Source organism: Paenibacillus sp. WLX1005, assembly GCF_046603685.1.
GTDB lineage: Bacteria > Bacillota > Bacilli > Paenibacillales > Paenibacillaceae > Saccharibacillus.
In genome coordinates this window covers 5355826-5377712 of sequence record NZ_CP176756.1, presented here as the reverse complement: position 1 = coordinate 5377712, position 21887 = coordinate 5355826, and the positions used below count along the sequence as shown (strand labels likewise).

The following is a 21887-nucleotide window of genomic DNA, read 5'->3' as shown; positions in this document are numbered from 1 at the left end:
CGTCCTCCTCTTGCTAGCGCTTCAGCAGCGGGCCGAAGCGATTCTCGGTCTGACGCGCGACCAGTGGTTGAGCGCTGAATGTGTAGTAATTGATATGGTTCAGCACATGGATGATGCGTGCCAGCGCCAGCAGCAACGTAAGAAACGATGCCGCAAAAAATGAAAAGCCTTGATCGTTCAGCCATACCGAGATCGCGGTGAAGCCCGTGTTCATGCCGAGAAACGCAATCGCCAGCCACAGCACCCCTTTGCGATCGTCAAAGTACAGCAGCACCAGTGACACGACATTATAAATAATATAGGCAAAATAGCCGATCACCAGCAGATTGAACAGATCGATCTGCGTGGACGTAAAGCCCATTAGCGGCAGGAAGCGGATGCCGAGGGCGATAGAGATGATCGAGAAAATCATCTGAATCCCCATCATCAGCGTAAACTGCTGCCCCAACACCTGATACATCTCCGTCCGCGCCCGGTTGATGTCCATGATCGAGCCTTTGGACAGAATATAGTCGTAATAATTGCGGAATTTGGGATAAAAGCTCGTTTCAAGCGAGACGACGAAGACGATCAACGTCGGAACCGCCGACAAAAAGGCGCAAAACACCGCCACATCATACTGCGGCGCCATCAGAAACGCATCGCTGATCACAACGCCTGACGGCCCGAACCACTGGATAAACTGGTGCGCAAACAAGCCGACCGCATTCAGAATACCGATAACAATGAGCGACGGATAGCGCCGCAAGAAGGCGAGAAACGAGAAGTTCGATACCGTTTTGCCCGGCTTGAAATACCGCTCAATCTGCACCATCAGCATCCCCGCTGTCACTAGAAATCCAGAGTCAAACGAGAACAGCGCCGACGACGCCGTGCGCAGCGGCGTCAGATAGAGAATGATTGACAGTGCGCCGATCGACACGACCGCTCCGCAGGCAAAGGCACCTACGATGCGGCGGAAATTTTTCATCGCTGATACATACACAACTTGATTCCAGATCATGATGAGCAGCATAAATAGCAGAAACAAGCCGGTCTTCACCGACAGCGGCAATGGCGCGACGATCAGGAAGATCAATGCCGGAATTGCACCGGCAATTAGCGTAATCTGAATACTGCCGTATAGTGAGGGCAGCAGCGCATTGTGATACCCTTCATTTAGAAAGTCCGAGCTGACCCGCGTCAGATACATCGTCATCATGCTGCTCATAATATAGGAGAAAATAAACGCGTAAATAACCGAGCTTTGGAACAATTCTACATTCAAAAAGTCCACGCCCGCCTGCCGCATCATCCAGTTGAACACCGCCACCATCACGATACAGAGCAGCATCGGCCCAATCGTAATCAGCGAGGAGTAGGTGTAGGCTTTTGCCTTGTTGACCAGTCCGCTTTTATCAAACAGCTTTTTTAATTCGAAACCGATACCGGCCATGATTGTACTCCTCCATACGTGTGATACAGCTGTTGATAGCTGGAAATAAAGTTGTGATTCGTATACAGGCTGCTGACGCGCTTGCGTCCATTTTCGCCCATTAGCAGACGTTGCTCTTCGCTTTTGCATAGCTGGACGATCGCATCGCCAATGCGCTCATAGCTCATGACAGGCACAACGCTTCCAGCTATGCCGAAGTCGTCATGATTGCCGTAGATCAGCTCCTTGCAGCTGCCGACGTCGGTCGTAACCATCGGCTTGCCGGCTGCGAGCCCTTCCAGCACAGCGAGTGGTTGTCCTTCGCTAATGCTGGTCAGTACGAGAATATCCATCTGTCCGATATATTCTTTGACATTGATGCTACCGGTGAAGATCACATCGTCAATCTTCAGCAGCTCTACCATCAACCGACATTCCTCATAATAATCGGGGTCTTCTTCATACGGACCCATAATGAAAAATTTCGCCTGCGGCACCTGACGCTTCACAATCTGGAAGCTCTGGATCATCGTCTTGATGTCCTTGATCGGTACGACGCGCACGATGCCGCCGATATAGATCGGCTCACCTGCGGGCTTCATTGGCAGATTCACATAATCGCTGGAGGTAACACCGTTAGGAACAATACTAATTTTCTCCTCGTCACAGCCTAGTTCGATCTGAATCTCGCGGTTGCGTCCGAACAATGTAATCACTTCGTCTGCATACTGATACGCACAGGTGGAGAGGGTATAGAAGTATCGAATCCAAATATCTTTGAAATAACCGTCTACCCAGTCCGCTTTGATAATCTCTTCCTCACGCTCACGCGAGTAGATGCCGTGCTCGGTCAGCAGTACAGGCTTGTTGTACAAATATTTGCCGAGACTTGCGAGCACGCCTGCATATCCGGTAGAGACGGCATGGTACACATCCGCCTCCGGTAGCGGCTTTTGCACTGTTAATAGCAGTGGTAGAATCATCGAGCGCACCGTCCAGAACATCTCGGTGAATGGCAGCTGTTCATACTTCTCCTCACACAGCTTGCTCATAATATCGAAGAAATCGCGGCTCATGAGGAAATTAGCCGGATTGCCCAGCTTGCGATCACATAGCACATCGAAGATCTGGCGCCAGTCCAGCTCCCCTTCACCGGAGATTAGCGACGTAATCGCCTGCCGTTGATGTGCATGCAGCCGTAGCTGATGCCCCCATTCACCATCCAGCTGCATATATTCATCAAGGAAGATCTCGCGGACTTCCACGATGTTGTCCGGCAGGGTGTATTTGAATTTGCCCTGCTGCTTGCGCTCAGCTGCAATCGCATAAATGACAAATTCATGCTCTGGCATATTGCGTGCCAGCGAGTGAATCCAACTGGATACACCGCCAGTTACATACGGATACGAACCTTCCGCTACGATACAAATTCTCATTGTGCATTCCCTCCCAAGCCGAGCTTGAACGTATCAGCATTCACTTCCACCAGATACGATTCGTCATCGATTCGTGTGACCCGGCAGTTGGTCTGCGACGTAATCTTGCGGTCAGTGCGCAGTACATAATACAGCGAGCCTGCTGTGTAGTGGTTAATATAGCCGTCAATTTCATTGCTTCCATATACAAAATGAGGTTCGCTTAACTGATACCGTTGCAGCTCTGCCGTCGCTTCCGATGCGGTCATGGGACGTACCCACGGATAGCGAGCAGTCGACTGGTCGATAAATTCATTGAACATATCACGCATCTGTTCCCAGTTATACGCATGACTGCGATCCGGGTCCAAAATATCATCAGGATGCACAAAGTGGGAAAAGACGCCGAGCGAAGTCATCGCATTGGCGGTCGCCCAGTCATTGAACTCGTCGGTCATAAAGCCGGACGAAATGCGCGGCAATTCAGCGATGCCATCTGCCGACACTTCAAATTCTTGTACATAGGAACGGTTCTCCGGGTCTTCACTGTACACGGACGAGATCGTCTTTAGATCTGGCCACGCACGCTTCAGCGCTTCGCGTCCATCCTGATCCAACGCATTGGAGGGCGGTACATAGGTCGTTAATTTGTAATTGCTGAACGATTGGTGGATAAACGATGCTACGGTCGTAATCGAGTCCGCCATACTTTTCTGATCAGGCCAAACGTTATAACCGAAGCTGTCGGAGATACGGGATTGGGTCGTGAGCGATTGGTGATTGTACCCGTGAATACCAATTTCTCCGCCCTGTTTGATTAGCTCCCGACCGAACAGAGTCAGATTCAGACTGTCCGCGTCGGTATATTGCCCGAATGGCGGCTTCACCTGATTGTTGTACGTCTGGATAACGACACCAGTCAGCTTGAAGTTATGCTCTGCCATGATTTTCAGCATATCCGGCCACCAGATATCTTTGTAAAAACGAACGGTATTGCGGTGATATTCTTTGTACACTTTATCGTTTGTTCCCGCCGGAATCGGAGCAGGGAAGTCATCGATATACATTAGCGCCACATTGAGTACCGGGTAGATCACATCCCGATTCATCAGCGTCATCGCGCCGGACAACAGACCGCGACTTGTTTTTTCCTGAAACATAGAGCCGTTAAAGACGACGAAGCGTCCTTTGCCATACGGCGTTTCCCATAGTAGCGGTACATGCTCGTCACTGACGGCGTGTACGATGCTGTCTTTGCCAAGACGCACACGCACAGAGCCATTTTGGATCAATGCGGCGCTGTAATGCGCATTTTTGTCATTTAGCAGCACATTGCTAGTCAGCTCCAAGCCGGTAGAGGTCAGATAGCCGCCCAGCTCAATGATGCCCATTTTGCGGTAATACTGGTACAGATCTTGATCCAGCTGCGGCATAGAGGTGAGCAGAAGACTGCCGCCATTATGTACATAGCTATCGATCCAGCGGTTATCCGGCAGCTTGCCCAGACTCGACATGGTGAGGATCACGCCGCTATACTTGGACGTTTCCCCGGAAAAGGTACTGACATTCACCAGATCGTGATTGATTTTCATATAGGTGAGCATATGATCGGCGTTGTTACGAATCTTGGTGCTGGCTGGATCGGTGTCGTCGAACAGCACCAGCATACGCCGTTCTTGCGGTAGTGTTGTAACTTGAGCGGCTGTGAGTGCATTCGTTTCGTCCTGCTTGAGCTGCGACAGATTGGAGACATGGTTCTGCGCTCCCTTTAATTGCAGAATGGCGTCTGAGCGGGTTGCCTGAATCCCTAGCGCCATGACCAACATAAAGGCGAGCATGACATACACCTGAGTACTGAGTTTAAATGATGATTTCATAGATTACGCACCTTTTTCCGACCAGTACCGAATCACATTCAGGCCCGTATGGGATACTTTCACTGGAGATTGTTTGAGCGATTGCAGCGTATCGAAGAACGCGTCCTTCATCTGCAATTCGTAATATAGCTTCAACGCTGCCAGATAAGGCAGCTCGCTATGCGGGAATCTGGTATGGAACAGCACTTGATAACGTAGCGCTTCATCATGACGCTGCAATTGCAATTCACTGTCGATCTTCGCCTGAAATACCTCTTCATCCGCATGATCCATCTCAATCAACTCACCAAGCAAAGAAGAATAGGTGGACAGATGCGAGCGGCGTGTCGGACTGTCCATGAATCCGCTGTGTATGTACTGCCGAATCACTTCCGCGTATTCGGTCAATACTTCCGGCGTATGCTCGCCGCTACCATAGCGCACCGACCAGTGCTGGATGCCAAGCGTCAGCTTGCGCTTGATCTCGACAACAGCGGTCACAGCGTAGTGGGACGTTTCCGTATCCTCGTTGCTGACTGCCTGTTCCAACAGAGGCATCATCGCACCGGGATCGTCCTTTAGAAAATCAAGCATCAGACGGCGGCGGCTGGATAGATCGTTGACGAGCAACGCTTCCTCCAGCGGCACCAGATTGCTCTCCTTGCGCACATCCAGACTGCGAAATACACGTACATGATGAGTGTCCTGCACTTCATCCAGCAGATGACCGGTAGAGCGCGACAAGCGCAAATAACCAGAACGCAGCCCGTCGCGCAGTAGGGATAATGGCAAACCGAACAGCGGCAGCAGCAGAACGAATGTGATAGAGCCAGCGGTATCCTCGCCCAATTGCTGCCGGAATCGGTAACGTACAAGGCTGTACAGGATCGCGAGGATGTAATAGACCAGCAGTACACTAAGCATAGAGCGCTTCCTCCATCTGCAAATCGGCGCTGACACCATACTGATGCAAACGCTGAATGACGAGCTGTGCTTCCGCGGTCGTTGCATGAGACAACAGCAGCACGGGCAATCCGTTCAGCATGCCGAGATGATCCGAATCACGCTTGATGCTATCCACCAGCATGACCAATTCGTTAAAGGTACGCTGTTCCCGCTGCAAAATGAGCAGGCTATAGTCGCTATTATGCAGCTTGCGCGCTTCCTCACGCGTGCGCAGCAACTGGGCAAACGCAGCTTCGTTCAAGATCGGCAGATCGTCCACATATCGATCCTGACGAGTCGCACCTTCATACCGGAATGCGCGTGCCAGCGAGGCGGAGATCATATCGACACTCACCTTGAAGCGGTTCTCATAACTCATATTCAAATGCTCAAATGACGGTTCATGCAGTGAGATCAGCGCAATGACCTGATCATCATGCACAACGGGCATACTATACATCGGAATGTTCGGCTCCATATCCTTGTTGATCCACATGTTACGGGTATCGATCACTTGACGAAAATGAGGTTCGTCATCGAGATGAATCGTTTTCGGTAACATAAATCCAGACTGGCGCGACTGCACCAGCAGGCGCATATGATTGCTTTCATTTACCGAATAGATAGAGATATGGCGGGTATCGAGCAGATTTTCCAGCACATCCATCGAGGCGGTGATGACTTCTTCCGATTCCAGACTTTCCAGCTTACGCGTAATCGTATATATGCGTCCGATGCTGTCCTTGCTGCCAATCAGTTGCCGCTGCAATTCTTCCTTGATCTTGCGTGTATCGCGGTAAATATGACTTAAAAAGGTATAGCGTTCCTTCTCCGCAGCCAGTTCATTGTGGATGTATACCGATTCGCGCTTATGCTTGTCGGATACGAAGCCGACCACCAGCCCGAAGAACAGATAGATCGCCAGCATAAACAACGCTTCTGGGTCATACAGCATGCTTTGCCAGTCACGACCATTGGCTAGCGCTTCGTAAAAGAACAGCCCTGACGAGAGCACCGCCGAGATGACCGACTGTCTGGCTCCATACACAACACCAAGTACAAGTATGTAAACAAGCTTAAAATCAATATCCGCTGAGATCGACCAGTGCGAGCCGTAGCGGGTTAAGAACACAATCAGGGCAAAGGCGAGCAAGTTCTCCGCATATGGTCGAAGCAAGGTAAACCAGTGACGATAGTCCTGTGATTGCTCTGCCTGTCTGTCGGCGGCAACCGGAGTATGATGGTCGCGGAACCAGGCGTGCGTTTTCTCCATGCCTTCGCGAATGGAGTAGAGCGGCAGCCAGTCCAGATCCTTTTTGATCTGAGTGTTGTCCAGTGACGAACGGTAAATATCACCGCTGCGTGCGTCCAGATAATGCACATCCTGTACCTGCTCCAGCTGCTCCAAAATGCCGATCAGCTCATTCAGACTTGTTTCTGTATTGGTGGACAGGTTGTAGATGCCCGTATGTTCGCCAATCGCACCACGGTAAATGCCATCCACCACATCCTCCACATAGATAAAGTCACGCGTCTGCTCCCCATCGCCGAATACATTCAAATCACGCTGATTCATGAGCTGCTGCATGTAGATGGAGACAACGCCGCCTTCGCCAATCGTTCCCTGTCGTGGTCCGTACACGTTAGAGAAGCGGAAGCAGAGCGTAGGGAGCTGGTAAATGTCATTCCATTTGCTGCAATATACTTCGCCGAGCAGCTTGTTGATGCCGTAGGGTGATAGCGGTTCCGTGTTCATTAATTCAGTTAGCGGCACCTGTTCGTTCATACCGTAGACAGCAGCCGAGGACGCAAAGATGAATTTGGAGACATTGTATTTGCTGGACATCTCCAGCATGTTGACCAGACCGAGAATGTTCGTTTGCGCATCCTGTCGTGGTTCGCGCATCGATACCGCTACATCGACCTGTGCCGCTAGATGAACGACAATGTCTGGCTTGATGCTGTGAAAAATCTCGTCACAGCGTTCATCCTCCACACCGAGATTGTAAAATTTGTGCGGGACGGTCACGTTCTCTTTCCGACCGGAAGCCAGATTGTCGATAATATACACCTGGTGTCCTTCTTTGTGAAAACGCTCCGCCACAAACGAGCCAATAAATCCGTATCCGCCTGTGATCAGAACATGCAAGGGAACTCCTCCTTGAGTAAAATGAAAAGCTTATCATGAAAATAGTATGACCAATCGTTCGAATAAAATTGGAATTGGTTTTGTTATTTTATATGTAAGTTAGCAACCTTGACAACTATTTTATTACATTTGAGTAATATTATTTGATTAAAATTTTACATCACATAGTTTTTTAAAATTTGAATACGTGGATGCGAGTTTAGAGGTGAGAAAAAGCTTTATTTTGCAATGATTTAAAGCTTTTTTAACAATTGCGTAAATACGTAAAATAGATGATTCGAGAGAACCAGGACCTGTTAGATGAGAGCGAATGAATATTCTGGAAATGGCGTTTACTTTTATGGAAATTGTGTTATGTTGGATGGGATATGGTGTATACAGTGGATAAGAAAACGGTATGCGAACTGGATGATATGGGAATTAGTGGTTTTCATAAATTCAACGCATCAAAGGAGACATAGAAGATGAGAACCTATCATCGTCTGGCACTGTGTGTGCTGGCACTGGTGGCAGTATTGTGCACCACAAACAGCGCGTCCGCGCAGGCAAATACAATACCCGGTCCGAAGCTGCTGATCTATTACGGCATTCCTGAGTCCATCAACGATGCCGCCAGCCCGGAAGAAGCGGCACAAACACTTGCCCAATATGATGTACTGGTGCTGGGCGACCGTCTGGAGCTGCCGGAGCATGAGAATCATGTGACAACGCTACAGATCATCGACCGGATTAAGCAGATTCATCCGAGCATTCAGATCTTTGGCTATGTCGATCTGGGCGTGACCGATGGTACTGACAATCTGAGCATGGATATGATCAAACAGCGGATCGGATTGTGGAAAGATGCAGGGGCGTACGGCGTATTCTTGGATGATGCGGGTTACGACTACGGTGTGTCCCGCGCGCGGCTGAATGAAGCGGTCGATGCGGTACATGGACAGAGCATGGCGGCATTTATTAACGCGTGGCATCCTGAGGATGTGATGAGCAGCACGAAGAACGCTGACTTCAATCCAACCGGCACGAAGACGCGCATCACCAGCAGCGATCTATATTTGCTGGAGAGCTTTATCCTGCCTGCCAATCTGAACGGAAGCAGCCTACCGAGTGCGTATATGGAAGAATTTCAGCAAAAGATGGACAAATCGCTTATGTATCGCCGCGTGCTAGGTGTGCGTCTGCTGAGCGTGAGCAGTATCGATTATCAGGCGAGTACGGATACGGTGCTGAATCAATTTTTCAAAATGAACGAAGCGGCAGCGGGCGTATTCTCACTGGACGGATACGGTGTCTCGCCGATTCATTACAGTTCGTCCAAGCCGAATGCAGACGTGGTGCGTACGTATCCGTATATGTTGAATTATATGGATTATTACACGAAGACACCGAAGTACGAGATGGCGCGTAATGGTCAGGATTTCAGCCGGGAAGGGTTCCGGTTGCTGTCGGTAAAAGGGATGAATAAGTACACGTTTCCGAGTGGAGCGCAGTATTGAGCCGAACAAAATCTAGTATGGGCGCGTCATCCTGAGGAAGCTCGCTTATCTATAGAGAATAGACTCCAAGCAGGACAGAAGATTTTTCGATACAGATTCGATACACGCTCAATACAGGCTCAATACAGGATGGAAGCCAATTAGGGAGAATGTATGAATGCAGATCATATCCGGCGATAGCATGTCTGGATTTGCCCTGATCCTGTCACACTGGTATACTTCCCGTATACTCACAATGATAGGGGGTTCTACCGTGGCATTTGGATTCGCACCGGATTGCTCGTTAGCTATAGAGGCCTTGCGCGAAGCCTGAACAGGGTGGACTTTGTGCGGGGCGCGAAGAGAATCGACTCATCGCCCTGAATAGGCAACACGGAAATGCCCGCAGGCTTTGCACCTTATGCTTGAACCAAATCATATAAGGGGCTGAAAGCGATGCAAACACCATTCATTCACAATCATCAATTGAACTTTATTCATAAACAAGCGGATTTTCTGATCAAAACGATGCGAGGGATTGCAGATCGGCAAGTGCTGGAGACGGTCAAATACAGTGCGGTGCAGAAGATCATCGCGACATTCGATTCACTGACAACGGAGCAGAAGTCTTTGCTGGAATTGCTAGGAACGTATCAGCAGACAGAGGATATCCAGAACTATCTTGATTCGCTGGAATCTCACGTCATTCCGTTTCCTGAAGTGACGCCCAAGCAGATTCAAAAGCTGTTTCCCAAAGCGAAAAAGCTGAAAGCGCCGGAGATGTCCGCAGTGGATCTGACTCGCACGACGTATCTACGCTGGATCGATATTGCCGCCAATCGGCTGTTTATCGTCTATCCGCATGAAGATCGTCTGATCGCAACCGAAGGACAGATCACGCCGACGAACAAACGAGGCTTCTGCATGTTCTGCAATCGCAATCAGGAGCTGGGCTTTTTCAATGTGAAAATGAAAGCCCACTCGCCAGACAATCTGTCTTCCGTCGGGCAATACGTCTGCATGGATGACGAAACGTGTAATCATAGCATTACCGATACAGAAGCGTTGGAGAAATTCCTGCTGAAAGTTGAGCGCTGAGATTGGGCGGGGAGTTATGGGAAGATTGTATGATTAACGAACATGCGAAGGTGATTTTTGGTACGATGTAGAGCATCGTCACCATATACATCGTCGGCTGTAAATGTGACTAGCTGGTCAATGTAACTGCTGCAATACAACACGAATACAATAAAGAAAGGCTGTTCCCAACCGTCATGAAAAGGTGACGAAGGGAACAGCCTTTGTTCTTATTTATTTCTGCTGCTCCACATACCAGTCAATCATCTTGCGCGCGATGCTGATTAGCGGTGGAATATTCGGCAGATCATGCGGGTCGAACCAGTCCGCATGCACAATCTCCTCGCCATCGACCTGAATCTCGCCGCTGTCGTATTCAGCGATATAACCGACCATTAGCGAATGCGGGAACGGCCACGGTTGGCTGTCGAAGTAGCGAATATTTTTCACCTTGATGCCGATTTCCTCTATCGTCTCACGCTGTACACAATCCTCCAACGTTTCGCCCGCCTCAACAAAACCAGCGATCAGACCATACATATTCCCGGGGAAATGTCCGGCGCGTGCCAGCAGCAGCTTGTCGCCTTTGGTGATTAGCGTGATGACTGCCGGGGAGATGCGTGGATACTGACTCAGACCACAGTTTGGGCAAACTTTGCTGCGTTCATGTTGTGCATGTTCGAGCGCCGTGCCGCATCGTCCGCAAAACTGATGCGTCGCATCCCAGCCGAGCATCTGCACCGCACGTCCAGCGACATGAAACAGATCCTGATCGATCTGTTCAAACAGACCGAACAGCGGGATGAATGCCATACCTTCCGGTGCTTGCGCGTCTTTGCTGACTTCTGCGGCATAACATGAAGCCTGCTCAATCGAGCCGAGATAGAGTGAACGCAGAGGCTCTAGCTTGTATTGCTCCAGCCCTTTGGCAACTGGAACGGCAAGCTGTTCATTTTGCTGATGCACCAGCATCTCATTTCCTCGGAAAATAAACCAGTATCCCGTCTCATTCTCCTGCTCGGCAGGCTTCATAGCAGGGATATAGCGTGTATAGATGCTTTGTTTGACAAATGACATATGCTCAGAACCTTTCTCTGTCCCAAAATAGGAATATTATGATGAAAGAATGTATGTCTGTCCTTCATGTTGAGTCATGGTGTTACCGTTCCATAGCTCATCCGGTAGCTTCTTTTTACCCTTTGAACAGCATCCGAATCGCGACGACGAACAGGCAGACTGCTAGTACGCGCACGATGGCTTTGGCAGGAATTTTGGATGCAATCCGCGCGCCGATCTGTCCGCCGACCAGTGCGCCGATGGCAAGCCAGATGAATTGATCCCACATCACATGTCCGAGTGCCACATGCGATACCGTACCAACAAACGACGATAGCAAAATCGAGAACATTGAGGTAGCAGTCGCGATATGCGGCGGAAATGCCAGAAACAGAATCATCGTTGGCACCATCACCGAGCCGCCACCAATGCCGAACAAGCTGGATAGAAAGCCGACAAAGAACGCAACCCCGCAGCCAAACCATAGATTAAATGAATATTCATGCACACTGCCAGTGTTGTCAGTGAGACGATGCGTAACCGTCGGACGCAAAAATCCGCCTCTGCTCTGCGTCGGCTTGAAGTTGATCATCACCGCCATAATCATGAGAAATATGCCAAGCGCCACAAAAAACACGCGGCTCCCAACGACGCTTGTCGTCCATGCACCAAGAATCGAACCCGGAATCATCGCAATCGAAAAGGCGATGCCGCTGCGATAATCGATTTTACGCTGACGAGCATAAGCGAGCGTGCTGGAGATCGCGCTGACGAACAGTACCGCCATCGACGTACCGGAAATATTCGCTACCGGAATGACATACAGAAACGCCAATACCGGCACAATAATAAACCCGCCTCCCAGCCCGGCAACCGCTCCACAGATCGAAGCGAGCATCCCGACTGCCAGCAGCAGAATGTGTTCCAAAAGCAAAGTCGTATCCATCCTACCGTTCCTTTCTATCGTGTACCGTCTATACATGTTGTGATACCAATACATGATCCGTGTTCAATCAATCTGTACCAAGTATATCACTAAATGAAAATACTTTGCTGTATACATCATATGTTTACTTTGGCATAATTGGTTGGTATATTCTGATACAAAATAAAACAGGATCACAGCCGCCTTGTCTATAAGCGTCCTTGATCCTGTTGACATCGCTAGCTTATTACTGTCTGATAGTCACTATTCACAATATAGTATAGCTACTCAAGTCATTAACCGTGCGACTATGACTTTCCAACACTCTACCATTCTGTGAAGCTACAACTGTATAGCATTTACATATCCATATATGTCCAAATCCATAACTACGTAGCTATATAGCTCTATGACTGCGTAGTTGTATAGCTTCATGGCGCTATGACTACATGCCGCTCAAAGTATCCACCATACTGCATGCTATATTTTATACTCTGAATTACGAAGCTTCCGCACTCGTACCTTGCGCTGCTACGGGAGCTGTTGCGACAACTGGGCGACTGTTCCCACGAGCAATTCGATTTTTAAAATATCCGATAATCGTGGATACGATCACTACCGACATCGCTGACAATACCGCTTCATACAATCCGACTGAGTACAGCCCGATGCACACAACGATGGAATCGAACACAAAGTTCACCAACCCGGGATTCCAGCCGAACCGCTGCTGCATGAAGATTGCTACGATGTTTACACCGCCTAGCGAAGCACGATTCATAAACAGCAAGGACAATCCCAGTCCGCATAGAATGCTACCGATAACCGTACTTGCCAGTTGCGGCAGAGCAAACGCAGGCAGCCAGCGATCCACCGATGTCATTAGCGATACAAGGCAGACGGACAAGATGGTCGAGAGTGTGAAGCTCCACCCCATCCGAAAGAGCGAGAATACATAAAATGGAATATTGATAACGAAAAATAACAAAGCAAACGGCATATGTAGCAAATAGCTGAGACTGAGCGACAATCCCGCTGTACCGCCGGTTACGACCTGAGCGTGTCGCAGCAACAGCAGCCCGGCGCTGACAAGCATACAGCCGATTACTACTTTTAACAGACGCAGAGCATGCTGCGAAGCATTCGCAGATGTAGATGAAGACATGAAATCATCCTTTCGATCACGTTGAATAATTATTCATTTTGCAATATGTACATGATATAATACCAAACAAGCAAAACACATATAAAAACAGAAGGAATTACCAGTTATCCTTGTCAAAATGAATAATAATGGATCGTTAAGGCTACATATTGGCATAACGAGACAAATTGGAATATACATACAGGGAGGAAAGCTTACATGGATCATATTGACGCGCGTTTGCTGACATTATTGCAGGAGGATGCACGCATGACGATTAGCGACTTGTCCAAGCAACTGTCGCTCAGCCGTCCGAGTGTAACGGAACGACTGCATCGTTTACAGGAAAGAGGAGTCATTCAAGGCTTTACCGCCATCGTCTCACCGGCAGCGATTGGGCGCAGCATTCTGCTAATGATCCAGATCAGCGATCTGAAGGTGTCCGCTAGCGAATGGGAGAAGATGATCGTGCAGGAGGAAGATGTGATCGAATGTCACCGCGTGACAGGGGAGATCGGGTACATAATCAAAGCAGCGGTCGATGGCATGGAAGGACTACGCCAGCTTGTTGATCGGCTGATGGTATACAGCTATGTGAATACGTCGGTCGTGCTGACTTCACCAGTCGAGCGTAGGCATGTGCTGCCAGTGAATGTGGAGGAGTAACATATATACAGAAATGCAAATAAATAAGCAGCAACGACGGCTTTTCACCGCAGTTGCTGCTTATTCGTTGATTTGTTTAGTAAACATCATCGTTATTACTTATAGTCATAAGACCATATAGGTGATGTATAGAACATATGAATGGCATATAAAACGTATGAGTGCGTTATAGAACATACGAGTGCTGCATAGAACGTATGTGAGTGCTGTATAGAACACATGAGTGCTGTATAGAACGTATGATTGCTATATAAAATATATAGGCGTTTTTAGTGCTGGAGCATTGTAGGTCGTGCCTTTAGACCGTAGCACGGGCTGCATCCACCGCCAACCGATGCAGCAAATGATACGTACAGCGAATCCCATACAAGAAATCATCCACACCTGTATTCTCATTAGGCGAATGATTCGCTTCATCATACGGCGCATACGGTACAATGACGGATGGTGCTTTTAAAATATCCGTCCATACATAATTCGGCAGCGTGCCGCCCATGCCAGGCTGAATAACCGGAGCCAGCGGATACGCTTCGGTGACAGTTTGGATGACGGTCTGGATGATATCGAGATCAACCGGTGTGCGAGATGGTGGCACACTCATCACCTGCTCAATAATAATGTCCGGTGCGTGCTGCTGCACATGACGTGCCAGCTTGTCGTACACCTGCTGTGGATGCTGATCTGGCACGAGCCGCACGTCGATATACGCTTCTGCTTTGGCTGGGATAATGCCTTTGCCTGTACTGCCGCTATGAATGCCGTGAATATTCAATGTTGGCTCCATCGTCAGGCGACGATAATAGCTCTCCCCATCCATATCCAGCTCTGCATAACCGACCTGCCGTGCCAGATCATCCAGCTCAAACGGTAGCTGGCGCAGCGCCTCTGCTTCCGCATCGCTCACTGCACGCACATCGTCGAAAAATCCGTCCACCAGAATCTGCCCATCTCGTGAGCGCATCGAATCCAGCAAATGGACAAGTGACCAAATGGGGTTGGGAACGATATTGCCTTTGTTGCCGGAATGGTTGTCCCACTGCGCGCCATGGGATGTTAGCTTGATCGCGAGCGCACCACGTACGCCAAGCAGTACGACTGGCGCGCCACTCACATGCTGTGGACCGTCGGACGTATAGACGAGATCGGCTTGCAGCAGATCGCGGTGCTGCTCTACGAAGATTGGTAGACTGCGGCTACCAGTTTCTTCTTCGCCTTCAATTAGTATTTTCACATTGATCGGTAATTGACCATGTAGCTCCAGACACGATTGAATCGCCATAATGTGCGCTAGAAATTGACCTTTGTTATCGCCCGCGCCACGCGCATAGATTTTGCCATTGCGAATCTCCGGTGCAAATGGATCGGAGTGCCATTCTTCCAGCGGATCAGGTGGCATCACATCGTAATGTCCGTAAAATAACACCGTCGGTAGCTGCTGATCGCGAATCAACTCGCCGTACACGATAGGATATTGCCCTTCGTCGAATATTCTCGTTTGCAGCCCTGCCTGTTTCAACAGCTGTTGTACCATGACGGCGCAAGTATCCATACCAGTACCGTCGTGGCTAATGCTTTCTTGACGCAGCAGGGTGAACAGCTGCTCCAACCACTGCTCCCGTCGCTCGGCAGACAGCTGGTCAAACGCTTGAAAATCCGGTACATCGTCTTGAGATCGAGGCATATGAGTAGGTACTCCTTTCACGTAGCGGATCATAGTATCGTAACGAGTGTAATGATGGTACATAGAATGAGCAGAACGATAGATATACATTGAATAAAATTCTGACTAATATAGTCGGAAAAGTCAAATATGAGAGTGCAATATGCTAAGTATCAGATCGCACACCGGATTGTACGCGTAATCGGACTGTATCTAGCCATCCCGTCCCATTCCATCCCGTCGCAACAATCAGAGCGATACATTGATATGACAGCAATTATGATGCATGACAGCAGTTATAACGTCTTGATTAACAAACTGGCGATGACGACTGAAGCGACGGTGACGGTCGTGAAGCCGCCAATGAGCATCGGCGGTGCGAGATCGTCGAGGATGCGCTTTTGTTCCTCTGGTGTACGACCGACGCTGCGGCTCACTTCCTGACACAGAATATAATCTGCTGGAAAGCCGTACATCGAAGTGAGCGCTACAGACATGCCTTTGCGCGGGTCCCATTTTAACAGCTTGGAACTGAAATAGCCGCCGACCAACACACCGACCAGACCGAATAGCAGAATGAGCAATACTTTTGGAATATAGCTGATAAACATACCAAAAGTCACGTCTGTCATGGAGCTGATTACGATGAAGACCGTACCGATCATCGCAATGCCAGTCGCTTTGGCATGATCCATCATATTTTGCTGATAAAAGCCGATTTGCGCTCCAACGATACCGAAGATCAGACAGAACAGCGTGTAGTTGATGCCTGTCCATTCATCCAGCATCGTCGCAAGCGCACCACCTAGAAACAGCTTGAACACCATAATGTAGGGGCTATTGAATCTGCCGCTAGGCGCAGATGCATCACTACCTTTAATAGCAGAAAGATCGGAATCATTCGCTGTATCCTGCTGTTGCAGATGATCCCGAAAATGAATAGCATATCGCTGTAAAAAATAACTGGTCAACGGCATACCGAACAGCTTGTGAATCGCCAGCATCAGCACGGGAATAGTGACGAGCGCATTGAGTCCAAGTCGCTCCAATTCCGTCGTGGTGATAATCGTAGCGATATTGCCCCCGATCATAGGACCGATGCCGATGACCGCAGTTGTGTAGCCGAGAATTGGCGGGATAATCAACAGCACCAGACCGCCGCCGATAAGGACGGAGATCAGGGAGATTAATACGGATTTGTACTGCTGCTTCATCACTTTGAACGGAATCAATGTACCCATATGTACGATAAGTGGAGCGATCATCACCATGCCGATTGAGGTAAATGTGGAATTCTTGATAATATCTTTGGGTAAAATACCCGTCCACAGCAGTCCCATATAGATCAGGATCGCAATGAGCAGCATCGGCACTTTGGCACGAGTCAGCACAGAGATTACTTCTCCAGCAGCAATGATGGCGAGAATGATAACGGCAGCGATAACAGGTTGTTGCAATAGCGTCATAGAGGCTCCTCCTTATGCCATTTCACTGCAACGCGGCAGTGAAAGAGTAAATTAGGTAACATCATAACGCTTTTGCATTAAACGATACATAAAACATTTCATCATTTCTTTGCATAAAAATAAGCATGTTGTACAAAAAAAGGAGCATTTACCTGCAAAATGAAATATACGCTTTTTGAAGGTGAGAAAATACATCTTTTTGTGTTAGAAATGATGACTTATTATTAAGAATAATGACTTACTATCGGAGATAATAATATTTTGATCAAGCATTACGGCTAATAGATTGATTTTCGAAACAAGCAAATGCCAAAAAACCAACCGCTCCAGCAATGTCGAAGCGGTTGGTTTTCTTTTCTACGTTCCATATGCAATCTGCATCCGACGGTTCACGATTCAGGCAACATACACATTGAGTCACACAGTGGTTCACGATCTCGTCTGCATCATTACCATTTCTATCAGCACGATCTGTATCTATTTTCATAAGATTGGTATACAGACAAGGATGGCTACACTAATACCATGACGCACTATTTGCCATGAGCCGCCATATTATCGTTATGTTGCTCCAACGATAGGTCAAAGTTATCGCGGTTACCAATTTGCGCCGTCGGTCCTGCGCCGTGACGATTGTACAGTACTAACCAGTAAAAGATCGGATACTGTCGCAGCGGCTGGCGTTGCGCGCCGACATACACATCGGCAAGCTGCTCATACGGTTGCCAGTAATCCACGATGTTCGGTGTAACCCGGCGATGCACCCGGCTACTCGGAATATGCTGACAGACACGCTCCGACATCAATCTTTCTTTGAATGTGCCATAAAAGGTATGCGAGCTGCCATGGGTACGGCAAATAAACGGTCGTACTGGATACACACGACAGATGCCTTTTTCCCGATCTAGTAACGGACAGGCAAAGCTATTCCGCCCCGCATGATGGCGAATAGAATCCAGCTCCTGCTTGCGATTGGTGCGGTTCACCAGCGCATCGTACATCGGTGGATTGTCCTGTTGAAATATCTCCAGATTGCGCTCCGCCTGTTCAAACGCTTCGCGGATATCATGCTTGCTCCAGCTATGCTCCATATAACTGAGCAGCAATTCAAATTCAACCTGTGATACCGGAAAATAATCCGAACAGCAGCTACTGCAACCTGCTGCACATGGTGGATGCTTGGTACTATGCTCATGATAATCGTCGATCACACGATCCACCTGACGATACAGATCGGTCATATGCATAGCCCGGCTGTCAGGTGCTGAGCGGGGGTGACAGTGTCGGAGTTCTTTTCCACTGCCGCAGAAGCATAAGCTGTTGCGCGACAGAGCGGAAGCGGATGAGGCTTCCAACGCTTCCGAAGGTTCATGATGTTGCGGCATGGCATTTCGTCCTTTCTGCGTTGTGTTCACCGAGGAACACAAGGAAATCTGCGGCTTGCTATATAAAATGACTGCATAATATGACAGACGACAAAAGGTATTCTTTTCATTATACCGCATGTTGTGACTAGAAGAACGGCAGGATTATGATACAATATGCCAATACAGGATGACATCAATGGAGGCACGACAATGGAATCATCGGAGCAAAATAAATCCGCATGGAGCGGAAGCACATATCAATCGTGGTTGAATCGGTTTGGTACACCAGCCGAAGCCGCAAGCAAAATCCAAAGCGATCCGCGCAAGCGTATTAGTAGCGCGCTCACTCATATGGGCGATGTGCAGGGGAAACGCATCATCAACCTGATGGGCTCGAACGGCAACAAGGCAGTAGCGCTGGCACTACTCGGTGCGGAGCTGACAGTAGCAGACTTTTCCCCGGAAAATGAGCAATATGCGCTGGAGCTAGCAGCTGCTGCTGGTGTGCCACTGCGCTATATCGTGTCTGACGTGCTGGAATTGCCGCAGGAGCTGAATGGTGGGTACGATGTCGTATTTATGGAGTTTGGCATCCTGCATTATTTTACCGATTTGCGTCCGCTGTTTGACATAGTGGCGCGTGTGCTACATCAGGGCGGACGACTGGTATTGCAGGACTTTCACCCGATATCGACCAAGCTAATCTCATCGCGCGGCACCACCGCCAAGATCCGCAAGCACAAAGTCGACGGTGATTATTTTGATCAGTCGCTAGTGGAAAAGGAAGTATCCTATTCCAAATATGCCGAATCCGGCACTGCCGAGCCAGAACGGGAAAAGGTGTACTTGCGCAACTGGACACTCGGCGAGATCGTTACTGCGGTTGCTTCGACGGGGTTGATTATCAAAGTACTGGAAGAATTGCCAAACCAGTCATCCGATGTGTTCGATAAAGGCATTCCGAAGACGTTTACGATTGTAGCGGAGAAGTGAATAGAGAAAGAAAGCTCATCATCCTGTGTGATTCAGGAATAGATGAGCTTTTTTCTTATTTGCCAAACGTAGCTCCGGGCACGACGGTATATCGATCCAATACCTGTGTAGATTTAGGAACAATGTTAACGAATTTGATTTTACCGTTCTTAAAAGTGAAATTCCATTTCTCTACCTTGACGCTATAGTCATCTTCTGCGGTTACTCGCTGCACGATTCGCATTGTTAGCGTATCAGTGGTGCGCGCAACCACTCGCATATCTACAATACTATTGGCATTATAGCTGCCTGCGGGAAAACTCTCCTTATAGATATCCGTTTTAAAATTTGAAGAAATCAGAGGAAGCATATCTTGTTGCCGTCGTTCATCGTACGCCATGATCCATTTCAAAGCCAAATTCTGTTCAGACACATATTCCACAGCGCTTGCTTCGGATTGGAAATTCGGATCAGAGTTTACATACACACGTTTACTAGCGTTGTCCCACTGTACAGCAACGCCAAGACTGTCCGAAATCGTACGTAGCGGAACATAGACCGAGCCGTCAATGATTTGCAGTGGTTTATTTGTCTGTACAGCATTACTGTTAACAAAAATCTGCGGAGCCGTTGTTGCAGCATACACTACCGTACCGCATACCAAAGTTAGCATGGTTGTAGCTAAAGCAACTTTTGCTGATGATTTCATTGCAAGGTTCCTCTCTAGTTCGCCCGAATATATGTCTCCAAATAATCATTGCTAAATTTCCCCTGCGGATCGTACTTCTCTACTAGCTGCTGAAACTGTGGCAGGTTGTCGAATTGCTGCTTCAATGTCTCGGCTGGCACGGTGTGCAGCTTGCCCCAGTGTGGACGGGCATTGAATGGTGCGAGTGCCTGCTCGATCAGCGGTAGTACGCGTTCCACGGCTGTCCAATCGTCGTGCCATGTAAAGTGAAAAGCGACTGACGGCTGATTGTAAAAAAGACTCAGCCATAGATCATCCGCGGCGATGGTGCGCAATTCACCGACGAACAGAATTGGCTTCAGATGCTCACGTAGTTCATGAATCGCCAGTGCCGCTTCGTAGATATGCTCTCGTGGCAATACATATTCGCTTTGCAGCTCTTTGCCCGCGCTCGGTGTAAACTCCAACCGGAAATGTGCTAGTCGCTCATACCACATGCCCGGTTGTCCGAGCTGCTGGGTGCAATTTTGCGTCTGTTCTTGCATATTTTGTAGTGGGTGTAGTGCAGTTGTTGCTGGGGCCGCTCCGTACAAGTCGGTCAGCCCATCATAGCTTGCGCCGTCTTCTTCCCGGCATTTGGTCCACACCTGATGAAACGAAGGCTGTTGCCAATCGGTAAACAAACTGACGCTGTAGGCGCTGGCGAAGATATCGTCAGCGTGCTGTTCCAGTTGGTTGAGCGGCAGATTCTCATATACGAATTGCTTGACTGTATACGCTGGTACAACCTTCAAGGTCAATTTGGTCACGATACCGAGTGCACCGACATTGACAACCACACCGGTGAATTCTGCGTCGCCGCGCTGGAAGCTGTGCAATTCGCCGCTGGCGTCAAGCAGCTCCAAGCCTTCGACTGCGGCAGCCAGACTGCCATTTTCACTACCGGAGCCGTGAGTGGAGGTGGCGATAGCTCCTGCAATCGTAATATGCGGCAGAGATGCCAGATTGTGCAGGGCGTAATCCGTTTGACTGAGTGCCGCGCACAGCTCGCCGTATGTAATGCCGCCTTCGACGGTCACCGTGTGTTGCTGCTCGTTCACTTCTAGCAATCGATCCCATTTGCGCAGCGAGATGAAGATGCCGTCGGTGTCAGTAATGGAGTTGAACGTATGACCGCTGCCGGGAATCTTGATGCGTGAATGTTCTTTGACCAGTTGTTGTAGATGCTCAATATTCTCAGGATACACAAGTTCCGTTGCACCGTAGGTGTAGTTGCCTGCCCAGTTTTGATAACTCATATAAAATCCTCCTCTAGCGTCGATGTAGTGTATCATGCTTTATGAATCCGCTATCATAAATGAAGATGGGAACTGACTATACCGTTCTGGAACAGTCATAGTGTAGCAAAGATGATTCTTTTCGTTTGTGTAGGATAGTGTGTTGTGCAATAGTGGCTTGTTCGATAAGCTGGCAAGCGCAAGTTGGATGTCCAGCATTGAATATGCTTTGTTGCAATCGCGCGTTTTGAATGCGAGTTTGGCTGTGCCTTTTTTATTATACGTCTTCTTTGCTAAAATATCCGCTATTTAGCATGAAATGCCATACATGTACG

At 48.8% G+C, this 21887-nt stretch carries 17 protein-coding genes; 4 read left to right on the top strand and 13 right to left on the bottom strand.

Translation table 11 applies throughout. The features are described 5' to 3' along the window. Window positions 1–13: 13 nt before the first annotated feature. From pelG to ACE3MZ_RS22970, 5 genes are read right to left on the bottom strand one after another with little or no spacing between them, the layout of a single operon-like run. Complete coding sequence (pelG, locus tag ACE3MZ_RS22990; protein WP_411344393.1) at window positions 14–1435, bottom strand: exopolysaccharide Pel transporter PelG; 1422 nt, start codon at window positions 1433–1435, stop codon at window positions 14–16. After that, window positions 1411–2850, bottom strand: a complete 1440-nt coding sequence (gene pelF / locus ACE3MZ_RS22985; RefSeq protein ID WP_411344392.1) for a GT4 family glycosyltransferase PelF — start codon at window positions 2848–2850, stop codon at window positions 1411–1413. The genes pelG and pelF overlap by 25 nt, the downstream gene beginning before the upstream one ends. Then, window positions 2847–4706, bottom strand: coding sequence for a DUF2194 domain-containing protein (locus ACE3MZ_RS22980; protein ID WP_411344391.1), 1860 nt, complete (start codon window positions 4704–4706; stop codon window positions 2847–2849). Before ACE3MZ_RS22980 ends, pelF begins: the two co-directional genes overlap by 4 nt. A gap of 3 nt (window positions 4707–4709) precedes the next feature. Then, window positions 4710–5609, bottom strand: coding sequence for a hypothetical protein (locus ACE3MZ_RS22975; protein WP_411344390.1), 900 nt, complete (start codon window positions 5607–5609; stop codon window positions 4710–4712). Continuing rightward, window positions 5602–7779 (bottom strand): NAD-dependent epimerase/dehydratase family protein, encoded by a 2178-nt coding sequence (locus ACE3MZ_RS22970; protein WP_411344389.1) that lies wholly within the window; start codon window positions 7777–7779, stop codon window positions 5602–5604. Before ACE3MZ_RS22970 ends, ACE3MZ_RS22975 begins: the two co-directional genes overlap by 8 nt. Before the next feature lie 464 nt (window positions 7780–8243). Here ACE3MZ_RS22970 and ACE3MZ_RS22965 point away from each other — a divergent pair, with 464 nt between their 5' ends. Together ACE3MZ_RS22965 and ACE3MZ_RS22960 are read left to right on the top strand one after the other, a co-directional pair. Further along, complete coding sequence (locus tag ACE3MZ_RS22965; RefSeq protein WP_411344388.1) at window positions 8244–9275, top strand: hypothetical protein; 1032 nt, start codon at window positions 8244–8246, stop codon at window positions 9273–9275. Window positions 9276–9710: 435 nt separating this feature from the next. After that, complete coding sequence (locus ACE3MZ_RS22960; protein ID WP_411344387.1) at window positions 9711–10352, top strand: FusB/FusC family EF-G-binding protein; 642 nt, start codon at window positions 9711–9713, stop codon at window positions 10350–10352. A gap of 213 nt (window positions 10353–10565) precedes the next feature. Here the strand turns inward: ACE3MZ_RS22960 and nudC are convergent, their stop codons facing one another. The 3 genes from nudC to ACE3MZ_RS22945 all read right to left on the bottom strand — a co-directional run bounded on the left by nudC (window position 10566) and on the right by ACE3MZ_RS22945 (window position 13477). Next, a complete protein-coding gene (nudC, locus tag ACE3MZ_RS22955; RefSeq protein WP_411344386.1) occupies window positions 10566–11408 on the bottom strand; it encodes an NAD(+) diphosphatase in 843 nt (280 codons plus the stop codon). 115 nt (window positions 11409–11523) lie between these two features. Continuing rightward, window positions 11524–12333 carry a sulfite exporter TauE/SafE family protein gene (locus ACE3MZ_RS22950; protein WP_411344385.1) on the bottom strand — a complete coding sequence of 270 codons (810 nt, stop codon included), beginning with the start codon at window positions 12331–12333 and terminating at the stop codon, window positions 11524–11526. Between the two features lie 478 nt (window positions 12334–12811). After that, the gene (locus ACE3MZ_RS22945; RefSeq protein ID WP_411344384.1) at window positions 12812–13477 is read right to left on the bottom strand and encodes a YitT family protein; all 666 of its coding nucleotides are present in this window, start codon (window positions 13475–13477) and stop codon (window positions 12812–12814) included. Window positions 13478–13675: 198 nt separating this feature from the next. On the opposite strand from ACE3MZ_RS22945, the gene ACE3MZ_RS22940 reads away from it, so the two are divergent. Then, entirely contained in the window at window positions 13676–14122 is a 447-nt protein-coding gene (locus tag ACE3MZ_RS22940; protein ID WP_411344383.1) for an Lrp/AsnC family transcriptional regulator, read from the top strand. A gap of 298 nt (window positions 14123–14420) precedes the next feature. Here the strand turns inward: ACE3MZ_RS22940 and ACE3MZ_RS22935 are convergent, their stop codons facing one another. The 3 genes from ACE3MZ_RS22935 to ACE3MZ_RS22925 all read right to left on the bottom strand — a co-directional run bounded on the left by ACE3MZ_RS22935 (window position 14421) and on the right by ACE3MZ_RS22925 (window position 18633). Next, window positions 14421–15803 carry a M20/M25/M40 family metallo-hydrolase gene (locus ACE3MZ_RS22935; protein ID WP_411344382.1) on the bottom strand — a complete coding sequence of 461 codons (1383 nt, stop codon included), beginning with the start codon at window positions 15801–15803 and terminating at the stop codon, window positions 14421–14423. Between the two features lie 275 nt (window positions 15804–16078). Then, window positions 16079–17248: a hypothetical protein gene (locus ACE3MZ_RS22930; protein WP_411344381.1), complete on the bottom strand. Its 1170-nt coding sequence runs from the start codon at window positions 17246–17248 to the stop codon at window positions 16079–16081. A 533-nt stretch (window positions 17249–17781) separates the two neighbouring features. After that, entirely contained in the window at window positions 17782–18633 is an 852-nt protein-coding gene (locus tag ACE3MZ_RS22925) for a YkgJ family cysteine cluster protein (RefSeq protein ID WP_411344380.1), read from the bottom strand. 192 nt (window positions 18634–18825) lie between these two features. Between ACE3MZ_RS22925 and ACE3MZ_RS22920 the strand changes: the two genes are divergently transcribed. Beyond that, window positions 18826–19608, top strand: coding sequence for a class I SAM-dependent methyltransferase (locus ACE3MZ_RS22920; RefSeq protein WP_411344379.1), 783 nt, complete (start codon window positions 18826–18828; stop codon window positions 19606–19608). 55 nt (window positions 19609–19663) lie between these two features. On the opposite strand, the gene ACE3MZ_RS22915 is transcribed toward ACE3MZ_RS22920, so the two are convergent. Next, a complete protein-coding gene (locus ACE3MZ_RS22915; RefSeq protein WP_411344378.1) occupies window positions 19664–20296 on the bottom strand; it encodes a stalk domain-containing protein in 633 nt (210 codons plus the stop codon). Window positions 20297–20310: 14 nt separating this feature from the next. Continuing rightward, window positions 20311–21573: an FAD-binding protein gene (locus tag ACE3MZ_RS22910; protein ID WP_411344377.1), complete on the bottom strand. Its 1263-nt coding sequence runs from the start codon at window positions 21571–21573 to the stop codon at window positions 20311–20313. Between the last annotated feature and the right edge of the window lie 314 nt (window positions 21574–21887).